Raw genomic sequence first — 18,378 nt, forward strand, 5'->3', positions numbered from 1 at the left:
AAAAAGGCCGCTCATTATGAGCAGCCTTGGCTGTTATAAAATCAAAGTGCGAATATCGGACAAGATGCCGGACAGGGTCACGCTGAAGCGCGCCGCCATGGCACCGTCGATCACCCGGTGATCGTATGACAAAGACAATGGCAACATCAGCTTAGGCTCGAAGTCCTTACCATTCCACTTGGGTTTGATTTCAGACTTGGACACGCCGAGGATAGCCACATCAGGGTAGTTGACGATAGGCGTAAACGCGGTGCCACCTATGCCACCCAAACTTGAGATGGTGAAGCAGCTGCCCTGCATGTCGGCAGATTTCAGCTTGCCGTCACGGGCACGGACAGAGATATCCGCCAACTCGAGGGACAATTCTATGATGCCCTTCTTATCTACATCCCGTACCACAGGCACCACCAGACCATTCGGCGTATCCACGGCCACGCCTATGTGGAAGTACTTCTTCTGGATCAGCGACTCGCCGTCGCTGCTCAGGCTGGAGTTGAACACGGGGAACTGCGCCAGCGTCTTGGCCACGGCCTTGAGCATGAACACCAGAGGGGTGATCTTGTAGTTAGCCTTCTTCTTGGCCGCAACCTCGTTCTGTTGCTTGCGGAAAGCTTCCATTTCCGTGATATCCGCTTCATCGAACTGAGTCACGTGAGGAATGGTTACCCAGTTGCGGTGCAGGTTAGGGCCGGAGATCTTCTGTATGCGGCTCAATGGGATTTCTTCCACTTCACCGAACTTGCTGAAGTCCACCTTAGGCGCAGCTATCACCTGCAGGCCGCCATTGCCAGATGCCACAGAGGTGGCCGCCGTCGCCTTGGGACGTGACAGCTCATACTTCACATAGGCTTGCACGTCTTCTTTGAGAATACGTGCCTTGCGACCACTGCCTGTGACCTTGGTCAGGTCGACGCCAAACTCACGGGCCAGACGACGCACCGCGGGTGACGCATGTACCACACCCGTAGTCACAGGCGCAGCCGCGCTCGGATGGTGTGGCACGGGTGGCTTGCTTGGCGCCGAGGCAGACATAGGTGTCGCGGCCGGAGCCGGAGCCTGGGCAGCGGCCTGGGCGACAGGCGCCGGCGCTGCGGCCCCTTGAGTCACTGTCTCTATGGTGGCAATCAAGCTGCCCTGAGACACCTTGTCACCCACCTTGACCGTCAGAGACACTAATTTACCACCGAAGGGAGCCGGCACTTCCATGGTGGCCTTGTCGGTTTCCAGGGTGATGAGACCCTGATCTGCGGCAATCTCGTCGCCGACGGCCACCAGCACTTCGATCACATCGACATCGCTGGCATCGCCTATGTCCGGTACATGCACTTCCTTGACCGCCACGACATCGGCAACAGCCACAGGCGCGGCAACCGGAGTTACGGCCGCCGGGGCAACTGGCGCCGCCTGCGCTTGTGCCGCAGGCGCTTGTACCACAGGTGCTTGGGCGGCGCCCACTTCCAGCATGATCACCAGTGAGCCCTGGGACACCTTGTCACCGACAGCCACTTTCACTTCTTTAACCACACCGGCTTGCGGCGAGGGCACATCCATGGTCGCCTTGTCGGTTTCCAGGGTAATGAGGCCGGCATCTGCTTCTATGCTGTCGCCAACAGACACCAGCACTTCGATGACTTCCACATCTGTGTCGCCACCTATGTCAGGCACTGCAACTTCGATGAGCCGAGTGCCAGTGTTTGCCGCGGCCGCAGGCGCAGCAACCGGCTCGGCTTGCACCGGCGCAGCAGCCGCAGCCTGTGGCACCTGTGCTTCGGCGGCCGGTGCGGCCGCTCCCGCGGCCTGCATCATGGCGATCAGTGTCCCTTCGGATACCTTGTCACCCACTGCCACTTTCAGCTCGGTCAGCACACCGGCGAAAGGCGCAGGAATATCCATGGTCGCCTTGTCGCTCTCTACCGTGATGATGGATTCTTCCGCCGCCAGGGTATCGCCCACGGCAGCACAGATCTCAATGACCTGAACTTCATCGCCACCGATATCAGGAACCAAAACTTCTTTTAAATCAGCCATTGGCTATCCCCTTATGCAAACTGTGGGTTGATCTTGTCGGCATCGATACCATAATCACTTATGGTCTTGGCCAACACTTCGACAGACAACTCGTTACGGTCAACCAATGCCTTCAGGGAGGCGATGACGATAAACTTGGCGTCCACTTCGAAGTGGTGACGCAAGTTCGCCCGGCTGTCGCTGCGACCGAAACCATCGGTACCCAACACCTTGTAATCTGTTGGCATGTAAGCACGCAATTGCTCACCGTAGATCTTCATGTAATCGGTCGCGACAATGGCGGGTGCATCGGCGGCAATCACTTGACTGATATAGGCTTGCTTAGGCGTTTCGGCAGGATGCAGCATGTTCCAGCGCTCTACGGCCTGACCGTCACGGGTCAGCTCGTTGAAACTGGTGACACTGAACACATCGGCGGTGATGTCGAAATCCTTCGCCAGTATGTTGGCCGCCTTGCGCACTTCTTCGAGGATAGTGCCGCAACCCATCAGCTGTACCTTGGCCTTGCCTTTGGCTGCCAGAGTTTCCAGCTTGTAGATCCCTTTGACTATGCCTTCTTCGGCGCCTTGTGGCATCTCAGGCTGAACATAGTTTTCATTCATGGTCGTCAGGTAGTAGAAGATGTCTTCCTGGTTGTCGCCATACATGCGGCGAATACCGTCCTGCACCACTACGGCAATTTCGTAACCATAGGTAGGATCGTAAGAAATACAGTTGGGGATGGTATTGGCCAATACATGGCTGTGACCATCCTGATGCTGCAGGCCTTCACCGTTCAGGGTAGTACGGCCAGAAGTGCCACCGACCAGGAAGCCACGGGCACGCATGTCACCCGCCGCCCATGCCATGTCGCCGATGCGCTGGAAACCGAACATAGAGTAGTAGATGTAGAAAGGGATCATAGGCGTGTCGTTGACCGAGTAGCTGGTCGCGGCCGATACCCATGAAGACATGGCGCCGAGCTCGTTGATGCCTTCCTGCAATACCTGGCCAGACTTATCTTCACGGTAGTAAGCCACCTGATCCGAGTCTTGGGGGACGTATTTTTGGCCTTCGTGAGCATAGATACCCACCTGACGGAACAGGCCTTCCATACCGAAGGTACGGGCCTCGTCTGGGATGATGGGCACTATCTTCTTGCCTATCTGCTTGTCTTTCAGCAAGGCTGTCAGCACCCGCACGAACGCCATGGTAGAAGAGATCTCACGGCCATTGGAGCCCTTGAGGATCGCATCGAAGATCTTCAGTGACGGCACCTGGATCTCTTCGGAGAACTTCTCGCGGCGCTGCGGCAGGCTGCCATGCAGGGCGGCGCGGCGGCTCATCAGGTATTTCACTTCTTCCGAATCTGGACCCGGGTGGTAGAAAGGCATCTCTTCCAGCTGATCATCCGGGATGGGGATGTTGAAGCGATCGCGGAAGTAACGTACGGATTCTGCACCCATCTTCTTCACGTTATGGGCAATGTTCTTGCCTTCGCCGGCATCGCCCAGGCCGTAGCCCTTGACTGTCTTGGCCAGGATGACGGTTGGACGGCCCTTGGTCTTCTTGGCGTGCTCCAGCGCGGCGTAGATCTTGACAGGATCGTGACCACCACGGTTCAGGCGCCAGATGTCATCGTCGGACATGTTGGCCACCATCTCGGCAGTCTCGGGGTACTTGCCGAAGAAGTGCTCACGGGTGTAAGCGCCACCCTTGGCCTTGCAGTTCTGGTATTCGCCGTCGACGGTTTCTTCCATCAACTGCAGCAGCTTGCCGCTGGTGTCACGGGCCAATAATGGATCCCAGTAACGGCCCCAGATGACCTTGACCACTTCCCAGCCTGCGCCGCGGAATTCGCCTTCCAGTTCCTGGATGATCTTGCCGTTACCGCGTACCGGGCCGTCGAGGCGCTGCAGGTTACAGTTGACTATGAATACCAGGTTATCCAGTTCTTCACGGGCCGCCAGGCCTATGGCACCCAGGGCTTCCGGCTCGTCACACTCGCCGTCACCCAGGAAACAGTAAACCGTTTGCTCGGAGCAATCTTTCAGGCCGCGGTCGGTCAGGTATTTGAGGAAGCGCGCCTGGTAGATGGCCTGGATAGGACCCAGGCCCATGGACACTGTCGGGAACTGCCAGTAATCCGGCATCAGCTTGGGATGCGGGTAAGAAGACAAGCCCTTGCCATCCACTTCCTGACGGAAGTTGGCCAGTTGATCTTCGCTCAGGCGGCCTTCGAGGAAGGAGCGGGCGTAGATGCCGGGGGCGATATGGCCCTGGAAATACACAAGATCACCACCGTCTTTCTCATTCGGTGCACGGAAGAAGTGGTTGAAACACACGTCATAGATAGTCGCGCTGGAGGCGAAACTCGAGATATGACCACCCAGCTCCAGATCTTTCTTAGAACCACGCAGTACCATGGCCAGGGCATTCCAGCGGATGATGGCGCGAATGCGACGTTCCATCTCCTGGTTGCCCGGCATTTGTGGCTCCTGACCCGCAGGAATAGTGTTCAGGTAGGCGGTCGTCGCATTGTAAGGCAAGTGAGTGCCGTTGCGACGAGCCTTATCGATCAACTTTTCCAACAGGAAATGGGCGCGCTCGGGACCTTCTTGTTCCAACACGGCCTGCAGGGCATCGACCCATTCCTGGGTCTCTGACGGATCTAAATCTTGTAGCATATCTTCAGACATGACGCTGTCCTTCTCTATATACAGATAATAATAGGTTTACGGTATTCACCCCTGCAGCCTGCGCCGCCAGTGGTATCAAATGCCGCTCTTTAAACGGCGCAGGCTACGCTGCAACCGGCTATCTTCTTTGCGCACAGACAACATCACTTCCTCTATGTAGCTCAAGTGCTCATTGGAGGCTTCTCTGGCGGCTTCGGGATCACGGCGAACTATGGCGGCGAGCAAGGCTCGCCTATGCTCGTTGGCCATGGTGGAAGCTTCTTCGCGACGGCTAAGAAGCTCCAGGTTCTGTGCCACATTTTGATGCAGCACAGGGGCTAAACTCAGAACCAGATGCAGCATGGCCACATTGTGTGAGGCCTCGGCCACGGCGCGATAGAAACGCACAATGGCAGCTGCCTGTGCCTCTACCCCTTCGGCGGCTTCGACTTCGAGGATCATGCGTTTGATGTTCTGCATGTCGGCATCTGTGCCACGCAGTGCGGCAAAATAGGCCATCATGCCCTCGGTCGCATGACGAAACTCCAGCAAGTCGTATTGACTCTCGGGATCGCTGTTCATCAGTTCGACTATGGGATCGGCAAGACTCTGCCAGAGCTGTTGCTTGACATAAGTGCCGCCACCCTGGCGACGCATCAACAAGCCTTTCGCCTCGAGTTTCTGTATCGCTTCACGCAAGGAAGGACGCGACACTTCAAACTGGATCGCCAGCTCGCGTTCGGGCGGTAACTTCTGACCGGGCTGCAAGCTGCCCTCGAGGATCATCTGCTCCAATTGCGCCATGATCACATCAGAAATTTTCGGCTGGTTAATTTTACTGTAAGCCATCGAGTCCCTCGGCTTAATTGTAAATTGGTCTTACCAATTATATGAGTGGACGCACTTTATCAAATCAGACTTTTGATGTCCAGCCACGGCATGTGCTCAAACTGAGTGAGCATAGCTGAAAAATAACGCCATGGGGTCAGACCATTTGACATGGAGAGCCAAGAGCCGGCGCCGATGAGGCGGCTGCCACTGCAGTTCCCGGGTTCGCCGCTGGCCCATAGCTGCTTGAGAAATGCTGGGCAGCGGGGCCGTCCTATTAACTGACCAGGCCGAAGATGGTCAACAGAGACAGGAGGGTCACCAAGAGCATGAAGTTGCGCTTAGTCAGGGCCAACAGGGCCAAGGTCGGTTGCACGCTGACCGGGGCATTGCCGGCATCCTCGGCCACAGACTCGGCCGCCATCGCCGTTTCGGTGATCACGCGCCTGGCGCTGGTTCCCGGCCGCAAGGCATTCGCCCGCCAGGTCGCCAGCGCCCGACTGAACTCGCCGCTGAGCACATAACCGAAGGCGAAGAGTCGGCTCGGCAACCAATCCAGCAGCATGAGTACCGTATCCACCAGCGGCAATGCCTGCGCCTTGCGTCTATTCTCTTCGGCGTAGAAGCGTACGGTACAATAGAAGATGGCGCCAACCGGGCCGAGGAAGACCAGATACAAGGCAACGGCGCCATAGTAGCGATAGTTAATCCAGGCCACACTCTGGCCGACCTTGGTGCCGAGATCCGTCTCAGAGACGGCATCGAAGCACTCGCTGCAATCCAGCTCGCCGGCATAATGGTAGCAGGCCTGCACATCGCCGCGACACGCCGCCTGGATATAATGTTTGAAGGCCCGCCGCTGTTGTTGATGACATAAACAGAGCACAGACACCAACACCCAGAGGACCAGACTGAGGCCCCCCCAGAACAGACCAGCAGCAGCCCAGCTGAGCAGGTAGACGCCGACAGCCGGCAGAACCAAGGCCAAGGCCATCACGAGATCCGAACTCAAAGGTTCACTGCCGAATACACTCGCGTGATATCGCCTGAGCAAGCCATCAAACTGCCATGTCGACGGCAGCAACTTCAGCCTTTCCACCAGAATCGCGACCAACAAAGAGAACAGTGCCATCTATCTCACCTCATTAATGTGTATGCGCGCCGGATAAGGGAAACTGTCTCCAGGCCTTAACCCACGGCATCTTATGCGTCAACCGGCCTATCTATCCAGCCAGGCCACCCAGATACCTATGCCAATCGAAGCTCGCTCCAGGATCTGTCTTGCGTCCAGGGGCGATATCGCTATGTCCCACTATTCTCTCGGGACTCAGCAGGGGATATTCCTGCAGCAGTTGACGGGTGAGTCTATCCAACTGCAGGTACTGCTGCTCCGTATAGGCAAGCTCGTCCGTTCCCTCCAACTCTATGCCTATGGCAAAGTCATTGCAGTTTTCACGCCCCTGAAAAGATGACAGGCCCGCATGCCAGGCCCTGTCATCACAGGAAACATATTGCACTATTTCACCATCCCGGCGGATCAGGAAATGGGCCGAGACTTGGAGATCAGCCAAGCAGGCAAAACTGGCATCCGCCTGCACATCGAGACAACCCTGAAACAAGGCGTCTATATACGGCAAGCCGAAACAACCTGCCGGCAGGCTGATGTTATGGATCACCAGCAGACTGACCTCGGCCTCAGGACGAGCATTGAAATGGGGTGATTCACAGCGCCGCGCCTGCTTAAGCCAGCCTGAGGTAAATTGCCATTGCACGTCACACACTCCTGCCCAATAGAGAAACCTCTTAACTCTAGCAGTTTTAACTGACTGAATATAGACGGCATATAGCATTGCGGCCCGGAAGCGAAGACAGGGCCCAATTAAACCTCATATCCCGCCCCCCGACCCGGCACACATGGAAAAAAGCGCCCAGGATGAGAGCAAGAAGTGGCAACAAAACTGCGTTTTTGTACCCGCTTATGATAATCTTAAGCGGTAAAAAGTCCCACTTTCGGTACCATAAGCACAGCCCAAGGACACCCAGCATGCTAGAGAATGATATACGTCTTGCCGTCAAAATTGCCCTGGATGAGGATTTAGGCCACACAGCCAATCCACAGGCTGATGGTACAGATCCAGAGACAGCGGCATACTCAACCGGCGATATCACGGCACAATTGATCCCCGCCGACAGATATGCCGAAGCCAGCCTCATCACCCGCGAAGATGGTGTCTTCTGTGGCAAGGCCTGGGCGGAACAAGTCTTCAACCAACTGGGCAGCGAGGTCGCCATTCACTGGCATGTGGACGATGGCGATCTCATAGTGGCTAATCAGGTATTGTGTGAACTGTCAGGTCCAGCCCGCAGTATCTTGACCGGTGAGCGCACCGCGATGAATTTCATTCAAACCCTTTCCGGGGTGGCGACCCTGACCAAACATTATGTCGACAAACTCGCAGGTACCAATACCCGCCTGCTGGATACCCGTAAGACACTGCCAGGGCTGAGAACCGCGCAGAAGTATGCCGTCACCTGTGGCGGAGGTCATAACCACAGGATAGGCCTGTTCGATGCTTTCCTGATCAAGGAGAACCATATCCTGGCCTGTGGCGGTATCCCTCAGGCCGTCAACGCCGCCCGTAAGCTGCATGCAGACAAGGCTGTCGAGGTCGAAGTCGAGTCCCTGGCAGAACTGACACAAGCCCTGGATGCCGGCGCAGATATCATAATGCTGGACAATTTCGACGTGACCATGATGATAGATGCCGTGGCCATCAACGACAGCTATAAAGACAGGGGTCAGAATACTAAGCTGGAAGTCTCGGGTAATGTCACCTTGGATACCCTGGCGGACTTTGCCCGCACCGGGGTCGACTATATCTCGGTCGGGGCACTGACCAAGCACCTGCGCGCCCTGGACCTGTCACTCAGGTTGAAGGCATAACGCCTGCTACATCATCTTTTTAGCCTTGGCGTCGAGTCCTATCTGGCTCGACGCCTCGGTTTATCCCGGCAGGGGCTCACCTGGTATCCATCCAAAGCAGTATAAGCAAGCAAAAAAGCGCTGAAAAAAGCCTGGCTCGAACAAACATCGCGCTTCTGCCCGGGAAAAATTCTGCCTCTGCTCCATCCAAGATACCGAATTTGTTCCCGGCGATACTTTTGCTACGCCAAATACGAACAAAAAATCTGCCTTACCGGTAATTTCCTCTCCTGCAAACAGAGAAAAACCTCGGCTCAATCTGGTGTTTTTTCCGCCTGTTTTTTGACTTACGGCAATTAAGTGTCGCATACGGTTTATATGTCAAATAAGTGTTACTCAAAAAATGTACAATTTCGCGCAAACCCAGTAACCAAGCCAATTATTTGCGGTTAAAGTGAAAATTAAGTTTCCTTTTTTTGTAACTTTATAATAACTTTTAGGGCAAGCGAGAGGGTGGCTTTGAGCTCGTATCAGAGATCTCAGTTCAGGCATTACTGATTGAGTCATGGCACATTTGTTTCACCGCTTCTCGTCGGTAGCTGTCGACCTAAATGACATGCGATGTAGCTTCAAACAATTAGCTCGAGATGTAGCTTAAAAAACGGCTTCAATCCCATAAATTCATATTGATTTGGGCAAACGGCACCATCCACAGGAGTCTGCTATCCTTAATCGACTGGTTAACGAGAGTAAGACAGGAAGCAGCAACAGGAGATGTTGCGGGTTAACTGAGTAGTCCTAATGGAGATAACACAATGAAAGGCATTACATTAAACAAGAACGCTAAAGGTTTCACCCTGATCGAACTGATGATCGTGGTCGCCATCATAGGTATTCTGGCAGCGATCGCCCTGCCTGCCTATAAAGATTACACAACAAAAGCTAAGTTCTCCGAAGTAGTTGTTGGTACTTCTGCGTTGAAAACACAGATTGAAATTTGTGCCCAAGATCTGGCTACAGTCACTGGATGTACAGCTGCAGCATCAGGTAATGGTTGGTCTATTCCTGCTGACATTTCAGTTGCAGATGGCAACATAGGCTCAATGACTGTGAGTGATGGTCTGATTACAGCTACCGCCGTTGGTGTTTCAGGTACGCCTGTGAAGGGTCTTGAAGGACAAACATACACTCTTCAAGCAGCTATCAATGCTGCTGGCAAAGTTACCTGGACTAAAGGCGGTACCTGCCTGACTGGTTCACCAATCATTTGCTAAAAGTTAATACTTACTGAGATTTGGGCGGGTAACACCGCCCAATTTTTTCATATTTACAAAATAAACCCTTAACTTAGTCGCGGGAAAAGTAAGTTAATGCCCACAACAGGTCTCCATCTAGGTTTATCGACACTCTTTATCCGCCAAGGCTTGCTCAGCGAAGCCCAGATAGCGGAGGCCATCAACGTATCCCGCAAGAGCAAGCTCTCCCTGGTCAGCACCTTGGTCACGGAAAAATTATTATCTGCCAAGGCCATAGCCGAGCTATGCTATGAAGAATATGGCACCCCGCTGCTGGATCTCGACGAATTCGATATCGCCTCCATTCCGGATGACTTCCTCAACAAGAAGCTGATCGAGAAGCATAGATGCCTGCCATTATTCAAACGCGGCAACCGCCTCTACATAGGCACCTCGGATCCCAGTAATATCGCCGCATTGGAAGACTTCCAGTTCAGCGCCGGCCTGCACGCCGAAGCCATACTGGTCGAGGAAGACAAGCTCGCCAAGGCACTGGAAAAAATTCTCGAGGAAGACCTCAACAGCCTGGACTTGAGCGGCATAGACGAAGAAGCGCTGGCCGGCATAGAAGTCACGGACACGGACAAGCGGCATGAAGAAAGCACTGGCGACAGCAGTGACGATGCCCCTATTGTCATCTACATCAATAAGATACTCACGGATGCGATCCGTAAGGGCGCTTCGGATCTGCATTTCGAGCCCTACGAGAAACGCTACCGTATTCGTTTTCGCATCGACGGCATACTGCATGAAGTATCCGAACCCCCTATCAGCCTGTCCGGGCGCATCTCGGCCCGCCTCAAGGTGATGTCCAAGCTGGATATCGCCGAACGGCGAGTGCCCCAGGATGGACGCATCAAAATGAAGCTGTCGCGCACCAAGTCCATCGACTTCCGGGTCAGCACCCTGCCCACCATCTGGGGCGAAAAGATAGTGATGCGTATCCTCGACTCCTCCTCGGCGCAGCTGGGGATCGAGAAGCTGGGCTACGAGCCGGATCAGGAGCAACTCTACCTAGAAATGCTGGCCAAACCCCAAGGCATGATCTTGGTCACTGGGCCTACGGGTTCCGGTAAGACAGTCTCCCTGTATACGGGACTGAACATACTCAATACGGAAGAGCGCAACATCAGCACCGCGGAAGATCCGGTCGAGATCAATCTCGAAGGCGTCAATCAGGTGCATATCAATCTCAAGGCCGGCCTCACCTTCGCCTCGGCGCTGCGCTCCTTCCTGCGCCAGGATCCCGATGTGGTGATGGTGGGTGAGATCCGTGACCTGGAAACCGCCGAAATCGCCATCAAGGCGGCGCAGACGGGTCACCTGGTGCTCTCGACCCTGCATACCAACTCGGCGGCAGAGACCCTGACCCGTTTGGTTAACATGGGGGTACCGGGTTACAACATCGCCAGTTCGGTGAATCTGATCATCGCCCAACGTCTGACCCGACGCCTATGCCCTGAATGCAAGCAAGCGGAAGATATCCCAGAACATGAACTTCTCAAGCTCGGCTTCAGCAAAAGCCAAATAGACAGCGGCTTCACCGTATTCAAGCCCGTCGGCTGCGATCTCTGCTCCGGTGGTTACAAGGGACGAGTCGGTGTCTATGAAGTGATGAAGATGTCCGATGAAATCGCCAGAACCATAATGGAGGGAGGCAACTCGCTGCAAATTGCCAATCAAGCCAAGGAACAGGGCATGCGGGATCTGCGCCAATCAGGCCTGCTCAAGGTGATCCAAGGGGTCACCAGCATTACCGAAATCAACCGTGTCACCAGCATCTAGCCCTAGCCGCTATTTTCAACCGAGGAGCCATTATGGCAAGCGCCACCGCAGTCAAGAAGAGGTCCAAGGCAGAGAGTAAAGCCCAAAAGAGTCAACCCAAGGTGTATACCTTCGAATGGAAAGGCCTCAACCGCGACGGCAAGAAGACGGGCGGCGAGCTCAAGGGCAGCAGCGTCGCCGAGGTCAAGAGCCAGCTGAAGAAGCAGGGGGTCAACCCCAAACAGGTGCGCAAGAAGTCGGCCTCCCTGTTTGCCCGTGAAAAAAGCATCAATGCCATGGATATCGCCATGATCACCCGCCAGATAGCCACTATGCTGGCCGCCGGCGTGCCTCTGGTAACCACCATCGAATTGCTCGGCCGTGGTCATGAGAAGGCCAAGGTGCGGGAGCTTCTGGGCATAATAGTCGCAGACGTGCAGGCGGGGATCCCCCTCTCGGATGCCTTGCGACCCCATAGGCGTTATTTCGACGATCTCTATGTCGATCTGGTGGCGGCGGGCGAGCATTCGGGGGCACTGGACGCGGTATTCGAGCGTGTCGCCACCTACAAGGAAAAAGCCGAGCAGCTGAAATCCAAGATCAAGAAGGCCATGTTCTATCCCGTCGCCGTAGTAGTAGTAGCTATTGCCGTTACCACCCTGCTGCTGCTATTCGTGGTGCCCCAGTTCGAAGACATCTTTGCCAGCTTCGGCGCCGAGCTGCCGGCCTTCACCCAGCTGATCATCGGCATCTCCCGCTGGCTGCAAACCTCCTGGTATTACTTCGTGATAGGCATCATCATCGCCGCCTTCTCATTCGTTCGCGCCCACAGAAACTCCCAGGCCTTCAGGGATCGCATCGATGAGTTGGTGCTGAAGATACCTTTGATAGGCGACATACTGCATAAGGCAGCCATGGCCCGCTTTGCCCGCACCCTGGCGACCACCTTCGCCGCCGGCGTGCCGCTGATCGACGGCATGGTGTCGGCCGCCGGCGCCTCGGGCAATGCGGTGTACCGCAAGGCGCTGCTGAAGATACGCCAGGAGGTGATGGCCGGGATGCAGATGAACATAGCCATGCGTACCACTGAGCTATTCCCCGACATGCTTATTCAGATGGTGATGATAGGCGAAGAGTCAGGCTCGCTGGACAACATGCTCAACAAGGTCGCCAACATCTACGAGATGCAGGTCGATGATGCCGTCGATGGCCTCTCCAGCCTGATCGAACCCATAATGATGGTGGTGATAGGCACCTTGGTCGGTGGCCTGATCGTCGGCATGTATTTACCTATATTCCAAATGGGTAACGTGGTAGGTTAAGTTGTTAACTTTTCATGATAAGAACCCGTAATACACACCCATAATAAGAATTAGTTGAAATGTCAGAAATCCTTAGTGTTTTAAGCCATAACTTGTGGCTGTTCATCCTCATCAGTTTTATGTTTGCCAGCGTCATAGGCAGCTTCGTCAATGTGGTGATCCATCGTTTGCCCGTGATGATGAAGCGCCAATGGCAGCAGGAGTGCAACCAATATCTGGCCGAATATCACCCGGAGCAGCTGCAGCAACTGGGAGCTGAGAAACTCAATGAAGCAATAGATCCCTATCCAGCCAAATACAATCTGATTTTTCCTTCATCAACCTGCCCCAAATGCCACAACCCCATCAAGCCTTGGCATAATCTACCCATTATTGGCTGGTTAATGTTGCAAGGAAAATGCGCCTCTTGCCAGTCGCCAATATCACCACGTTATCCTCTGGTAGAACTCATAGCCGGACTCCTTATCTCGGTATTGGCATGGCACTTTGGTCCCAGCGGGCAGTTTCTCTTCGCCAGTCTGCTCACCTTCGCCCTTATCGCCCTGACAGGCATAGATCTGGACGAGATGCTGTTGCCGGACCAGATCACCCTGCCACTGCTGTGGTTGGGATTGATGCTCAATCTGCAAGGCCAGTTTGCCACGGCAACGGATGCACTGATAGGCGCCGCTGCCGGTTATCTCAGCCTCTGGTCCGTATTCTGGCTATTTAAGCTGCTGACGGGCAAGGAAGGCATGGGCTATGGTGATTTCAAATTGCTCGCCGTATTTGGTGCCTGGCTCGGCTGGCAAATGCTGCCCCTGGTGATATTGCTGTCATCCCTGGTGGGAGCCTTGGTGGGAATAAGCCTGATAGTCACCAAGCGTCTCGATCAGAGCAACCCTATTCCCTTCGGGCCTTATATCGCCGCTGCAGGTTGGATTGCCCTCGTCTGGGGTCAGGATATTGTCGATTGGTACCTGGCAACCCTGTGATCCCAAGGGCACAGGGCTAAGGAGTAGCATGCATGTCAAAATTTATCGTTGGCCTGACCGGCGGCATAGGCAGTGGCAAGACCACTGTCGCTAATTTGTTTGCCAAGCAAGGGATTACCCTGGTCGATGCCGATCTGGTGGCACGGGATGTCGTTGCCCCTGGCGCAGAGGGTCTGGAACAAATACGGGCCCATTTCGGTGACCAAATCCTGCTCGATGACGGCAATCTTAACCGTGCGGCGCTGCGGGAGTTGGTATTCAATACGCCGAAAGAACGGCAATGGCTTAACCAATTATTGCACCCCATGATCCGCGCCGAGATGCTGCGTCAGGTGGCCAGCGCCAGCTCCGCCTATGTCATCATGGTCGTTCCCTTGCTATTTGAGAATGGGTTGGATAAGTTAGTTGATCGGACATTAGTGGTGGATATTTCACCCGAATTACAACGCCAAAGAACCATACAGCGTGATGCCGTCGATGCCCGGCAAGTTAACAACATCATTAACAGCCAAAGCAGCCGGGCAGAGAAACTGGCTAAAGCAGATGACGTTATCGATAATCAAGGAGAGATATCAAAATTAGAGTGCGAGGTTTTAGCACTACACCAGAAATACTTACATTTATCCGGTAAAGCCTAACCCAACGCCATGACTGAACTTATTTACGAACAGCCCTTGAACGAAAAGATCCGCAGCTACCTGCGCTTGGAATTTCTGAATAAGCAATTGCACAATAACTTCAGTCAGGATCATCAACAAAGATGCTTCTATCCTTTATTTTCGCTCTGTGAATTGACCGAACGTTGTGACTATCGTACCGATGTATTGAAAGATATCGACAGACATTTACATCAGCTCCCCCTGTGGCAACAACAGCCAGGCGAAAATCTAATGCCAATAGCACAGCTGCAGCAGGAGCTTCAGCAGGCCAAGGATACATTGCAGAAATCTGAACGCTTCGGCGCTCAGCTCAAGCAGGATAGATTCCTGTCTGTGTTGCGACAACGTTTTTCCATGCCTGGGGCCAGCTGCAGTTTCGATCTTCCACAGTTGCATTTCTGGTTGGCTAAACCCTGGGAAGAACGCAGACAAGATTATCTGAACTGGTGCAGTCACTTCGATGCCCTGCTACGCCCCATAGGCATATTGCTTGAGCTTACCCGAGCTACGGCCCAATACACACAGGCAAGTGCCTGCGCCGGCTTCTACCAGGCCGAAAGCCAACGCCCCCTGTCCCTGGTGAGGGTTAAAGTTGATGCCAGTTATGGCTGTTATCCAACGATCAGCGGGCATAAGAATCGCTACGCGATTCATTTTGTGCAGTTCGCACAGCAGCGGCATTCTGACCAAAACATAGATTTCCAACTGGCGGCCTGCACCTGAAGGGATTATCATTCCCCTAAGCCTAAGCCTAAGCCTAAGCCATATAGCTTAGCTTGCACGTCTTAGAGATTGCCAGTATCAGACCCGAGAGAGATGTTATGCCTATTGCCGTAAACTGCCCCATCTGCCAAACACCTGTAGCCTGGGTCGCTGAATCCCAATTCAAACCTTTTTGCAGCGAACGTTGCAAGTTGATCGATCTCGGCGATTGGGCCTCTGAGAAACATGCCATTCCTGTTAAACCCGAATTCGATCCACAAGCCTTGGACTCTCTGGGCTATGACGACGCCGACTTCTTCAAAGAATAATCCGACCTAAGCCGATATAACACCTATGACTAAAAGAGTTCATGTTGCCGTAGGCATCATAATTAACCATGACAATAGCGTCTTGCTTGCCAAACGTCATGAACATTTGCATCAGGGCGGAAAATGGGAATTTCCTGGCGGTAAAGTCGAAGCCAACGAGACTGTCACCCAAGCCTTAGTCCGTGAGCTGAAAGAAGAGGTCAATCTCGACGTTGACCACAGCCAGCCATTTATGGCCCTGAGTTACGATTACCCGGATAAACAGGTATTACTGGATATACATCTGGTCACAGAGTTCAGCGGTGAAGCCATAGGTGCCGAAGGGCAACAAGTGGCCTGGGTAGCTAAAACCGAGCTCAGTGAGTATGAATTCCCCGCGGCCAATAGGCCCATCCTGGAAAAATTTTTGGCGCTCTAGTTCATTCGCCTCTGTACCACAGGGGCGCATTTCTTCCATGTATTCTGCTCCATGCCCTCTTCTGCATGCCCTCTTATCCAAGATGTCCTCCCATAAAGCAGCATCCCAATCTGGAGTCTATTGCTCTTCAGGCGTCATTTACCCTCACCCAAAGGGTATCAAGTGTAGATATCATCCAGGCCGATTTTCACAATTGTCTTAATCTCTATCGAGCGACTTGTGGTAAATTAGCCGGATTATTATTTCAATCCTAATCTATTTGATAGTTTTGCACTGGTGTCGCTTGAACATTCCGGCAAGCTGCACCCACATCAGTGTTAACGAGGGGATATTTTGCTGAAAATGCCAAGGCTGGCGATAGCCTACCTCATGCCTGTGAGTGTTATCATGTTTTACCTGTGCTTAACCTCGGGGGCATATCTTTATGCCGATGCCCAGGTACGCGGCTCGGTGGCAGAACGTCAGCTGGAATGGGTGAAACAACAAGTCTTCAGAACACAACACCTGGTGGAATCCGCTCTGCTGGTCCAAGATCTGGAACGCATAGAACAGGAAGTGTCATTAGCCTCGACAGATCCCAATGTGATGGTCTATATTTTGCTCGATTCCGCCAGCAAGATACGTTTCGCCAACCACCTGGTTTGGCGCAACAGCAATGCAATCCAAGTCATAGATGGCTACCTGTTCGAACGTCATTATGAGGTAGTGTCATCGACACAAGCCTATATTCATATCAATAGGGACAGGTTGTCTATCCAGGCATACTATCCCCTTATCCCCAACAGTGATCTCGGTCCGGACAATAATGTTGAGCTGCTCTATGTCGAGTATGATCTTTCTCTCCTCATGGCTAAGGCTTCCAACAGTCTGCAGCAGACCTTTTATCTATTCTGGGGCGTCGGCACTGTTTTTCTGCTGATATTGTTATGCTTCTTGCATTGGCTCATCATTCGTCCACTGAAACGACTCAACCACAGCACTATGGCAGAGCCCATCAAGCCTACAGGCTGGCTGCCGGCCGAGTTAAGCCGTCTACAAGATAGCATTGAGCTCATCAAAGACAACGCCAGCTATAATCTCAAACGCCTCAACGACAGTGAACAGCGCTGGCTGTTTGCCGTCAACGGCAACCATAAGGGGATCTGGGACTGGAATATCGCCACTGGCGAGGTATTTATGTCCGACAGCTGGAAAGCCATGCTGGGTTGCGCCCCTCTCGATAACACCGAAGATTTCCGGGCCTGGAAGGGCAGAATACATGCGGAAGATAAAGCCAGAGTGCTCCAGAGCCTGCAAGAACACCTCAATGGGACGACTCAAACATTCGAATGTGTTTATCGCCTCAGACATAGACAGGGACATTATATTTGGGTGCTGGATAGGGGAATGCTGATCGACTGGGATGACCAGGGGCGCCCCAGCAGGATCATTGGCATGAATACCGATGTCTCAGACAGTCTGAGCGCCCAAAGCAGCCCGAAAGCAACCAAGGCTGAAGCCTGGCTAGAACAGCAGATGTTAAGGCACACAAAGGCTCAGCAATCTGCCTTGTTTGTCATACGCCTGGCCGGCACACAAGTTCAGCCAAATGCCGCCGAAAAGCCATTAATCCAGCTGCTCATTGCCAGACTCGCAAACTACCTGTCGGCAGTGGACCTCAACGGCCACTATCATGATGGTGAATATGTCTTCATCACCTCGGCATTGGCATCGGACTCTGAGATCGCTCGGCGACATAGCTTGGCCATTGGCAGTGACATTGCGCGTCTACTCACGCAAGATAACTCCTTGGAGGATGACATGCTTCAGGCATTCACCTTCTCCATCGGCATAGCGCTGGCAGAGCCGGCCAAGCAACTGCCGCTCAGCATATGGCTTGAACAGGCACGCATCGCCGCTGGCAGCTCCCACGGTCACAAATCGCCCTGCAGCATCTACTCCGATGCAAACACCACAGAACTGCACGGACACGACTCGTAGAAGAGCCGCAGCATAAGAACAGATCCAGTTGCAGACAGCCTGGAACTGCGCATCCCCTCTGCATTTCTCCATTCCCCGAATCAACAGACCCCAGTAAAATTTGCTTCCCTATACAACCTTTGGTCACCGAGGCAGTGGCGATTCAGCAAGTCTCAGCCCTACCCAACATAGACATGAGAAACCCAGTAGATGCCGGGAGGCATTTTCTGTCAAAGCTTGTTTGGTAATCGCAAGGGCTTCATTCTCCTCCGCATTCCCCCCTTGAAGGCACATGGTAGTTGCCTGCCTCGCATAAACTATATTTATAGCCCCATGTGCGAGCCGAGATTTCAAACGCTGTTAAACGAAAAAATCCCCAACACAGTGTGCTGAGGATTTATCGCTTCTCTTTCGAGAAAATTAGGCGCCTGGAAATGACCTACTCTCACATGGGGAGACCCCACACTACCATCGGCGCGATTGCGTTTCACTTCTGAGTTCGGGATGGGATCAGGTGGGG

15 protein-coding genes and 1 rRNA gene are annotated in these 18,378 nt (G+C 53.6%); 10 read left to right on the forward strand and 6 right to left on the reverse strand.

What is annotated here, in order from left to right:
• Positions 1–33: 33 nt before the first annotated feature.
• The 5 genes from aceF to ampD form a co-directional block, all read right to left on the reverse strand.
• Complete coding sequence (gene aceF / locus HC757_RS17490) at positions 34–2,028, reverse strand: dihydrolipoyllysine-residue acetyltransferase (protein WP_169565679.1); 1,995 nt, start codon at positions 2,026–2,028, stop codon at positions 34–36.
• Positions 2,029–2,039: 11 nt separating this feature from the next.
• Complete coding sequence (aceE, locus tag HC757_RS17495) at positions 2,040–4,706, reverse strand: pyruvate dehydrogenase (acetyl-transferring), homodimeric type (RefSeq protein ID WP_169565680.1); 2,667 nt, start codon at positions 4,704–4,706, stop codon at positions 2,040–2,042.
• 75 nt (positions 4,707–4,781) lie between these two features.
• Positions 4,782–5,534 (reverse strand): pyruvate dehydrogenase complex transcriptional repressor PdhR, encoded by a 753-nt coding sequence (pdhR, locus tag HC757_RS17500; protein ID WP_169565681.1) that lies wholly within the window; start codon positions 5,532–5,534, stop codon positions 4,782–4,784.
• Positions 5,535–5,790: 256 nt separating this feature from the next.
• Entirely contained in the window at positions 5,791–6,645 is an 855-nt protein-coding gene (gene ampE, locus HC757_RS17505; protein WP_169565682.1) for a beta-lactamase regulator AmpE, read from the reverse strand.
• Positions 6,646–6,736: 91 nt separating this feature from the next.
• A complete protein-coding gene (ampD, locus tag HC757_RS17510) occupies positions 6,737–7,285 on the reverse strand; it encodes a 1,6-anhydro-N-acetylmuramyl-L-alanine amidase AmpD (protein ID WP_342343079.1) in 549 nt (182 codons plus the stop codon).
• 272 nt (positions 7,286–7,557) lie between these two features.
• Here ampD and nadC point away from each other — a divergent pair, with 272 nt between their 5' ends.
• The 10 genes from nadC (at position 7,558) to HC757_RS17560 (ending at position 17,879) form a co-directional block, all read left to right on the forward strand.
• Positions 7,558–8,457 carry a carboxylating nicotinate-nucleotide diphosphorylase gene (nadC, locus tag HC757_RS17515; RefSeq protein WP_169565684.1) on the forward strand — a complete coding sequence of 300 codons (900 nt, stop codon included), beginning with the start codon at positions 7,558–7,560 and terminating at the stop codon, positions 8,455–8,457.
• A gap of 794 nt (positions 8,458–9,251) precedes the next feature.
• Complete coding sequence (locus tag HC757_RS17520) at positions 9,252–9,710, forward strand: pilin (RefSeq protein WP_169565685.1); 459 nt, start codon at positions 9,252–9,254, stop codon at positions 9,708–9,710.
• A 96-nt stretch (positions 9,711–9,806) separates the two neighbouring features.
• Positions 9,807–11,516, forward strand: coding sequence for a type IV-A pilus assembly ATPase PilB (pilB, locus tag HC757_RS17525; RefSeq protein ID WP_169565686.1), 1,710 nt, complete (start codon positions 9,807–9,809; stop codon positions 11,514–11,516).
• 32 nt (positions 11,517–11,548) lie between these two features.
• Positions 11,549–12,817 carry a type II secretion system F family protein gene (locus tag HC757_RS17530; RefSeq protein ID WP_169565687.1) on the forward strand — a complete coding sequence of 423 codons (1,269 nt, stop codon included), beginning with the start codon at positions 11,549–11,551 and terminating at the stop codon, positions 12,815–12,817.
• A gap of 59 nt (positions 12,818–12,876) precedes the next feature.
• A complete protein-coding gene (locus tag HC757_RS17535) occupies positions 12,877–13,791 on the forward strand; it encodes a prepilin peptidase (RefSeq protein ID WP_169565688.1) in 915 nt (304 codons plus the stop codon).
• A 32-nt stretch (positions 13,792–13,823) separates the two neighbouring features.
• Positions 13,824–14,429, forward strand: a complete 606-nt coding sequence (coaE, locus tag HC757_RS17540) for a dephospho-CoA kinase (RefSeq protein WP_169565689.1) — start codon at positions 13,824–13,826, stop codon at positions 14,427–14,429.
• 9 nt (positions 14,430–14,438) lie between these two features.
• Positions 14,439–15,173 carry a cell division protein ZapD gene (gene zapD, locus HC757_RS17545; RefSeq protein WP_169565690.1) on the forward strand — a complete coding sequence of 245 codons (735 nt, stop codon included), beginning with the start codon at positions 14,439–14,441 and terminating at the stop codon, positions 15,171–15,173.
• A 98-nt stretch (positions 15,174–15,271) separates the two neighbouring features.
• Positions 15,272–15,481 (forward strand): DNA gyrase inhibitor YacG, encoded by a 210-nt coding sequence (gene yacG, locus HC757_RS17550; RefSeq protein WP_169565691.1) that lies wholly within the window; start codon positions 15,272–15,274, stop codon positions 15,479–15,481.
• 25 nt (positions 15,482–15,506) lie between these two features.
• The gene (gene mutT, locus HC757_RS17555) at positions 15,507–15,899 is read left to right on the forward strand and encodes an 8-oxo-dGTP diphosphatase MutT (RefSeq protein ID WP_169565692.1); all 393 of its coding nucleotides are present in this window, start codon (positions 15,507–15,509) and stop codon (positions 15,897–15,899) included.
• Positions 15,900–16,241: 342 nt separating this feature from the next.
• Complete coding sequence (locus tag HC757_RS17560) at positions 16,242–17,879, forward strand: PAS domain-containing protein (RefSeq protein ID WP_244623591.1); 1,638 nt, start codon at positions 16,242–16,244, stop codon at positions 17,877–17,879.
• A 405-nt stretch (positions 17,880–18,284) separates the two neighbouring features.
• Here the strand turns inward: HC757_RS17560 and rrf are convergent.
• Positions 18,285–18,378 (reverse strand): 5S ribosomal RNA (gene rrf / locus HC757_RS17565); the annotation flags it as partial.

Origin of the sequence: Shewanella salipaludis (assembly GCF_012911865.1) — a bacterium.
Taxonomy (GTDB): domain Bacteria; phylum Pseudomonadota; class Gammaproteobacteria; order Enterobacterales; family Shewanellaceae; genus Shewanella; species Shewanella salipaludis.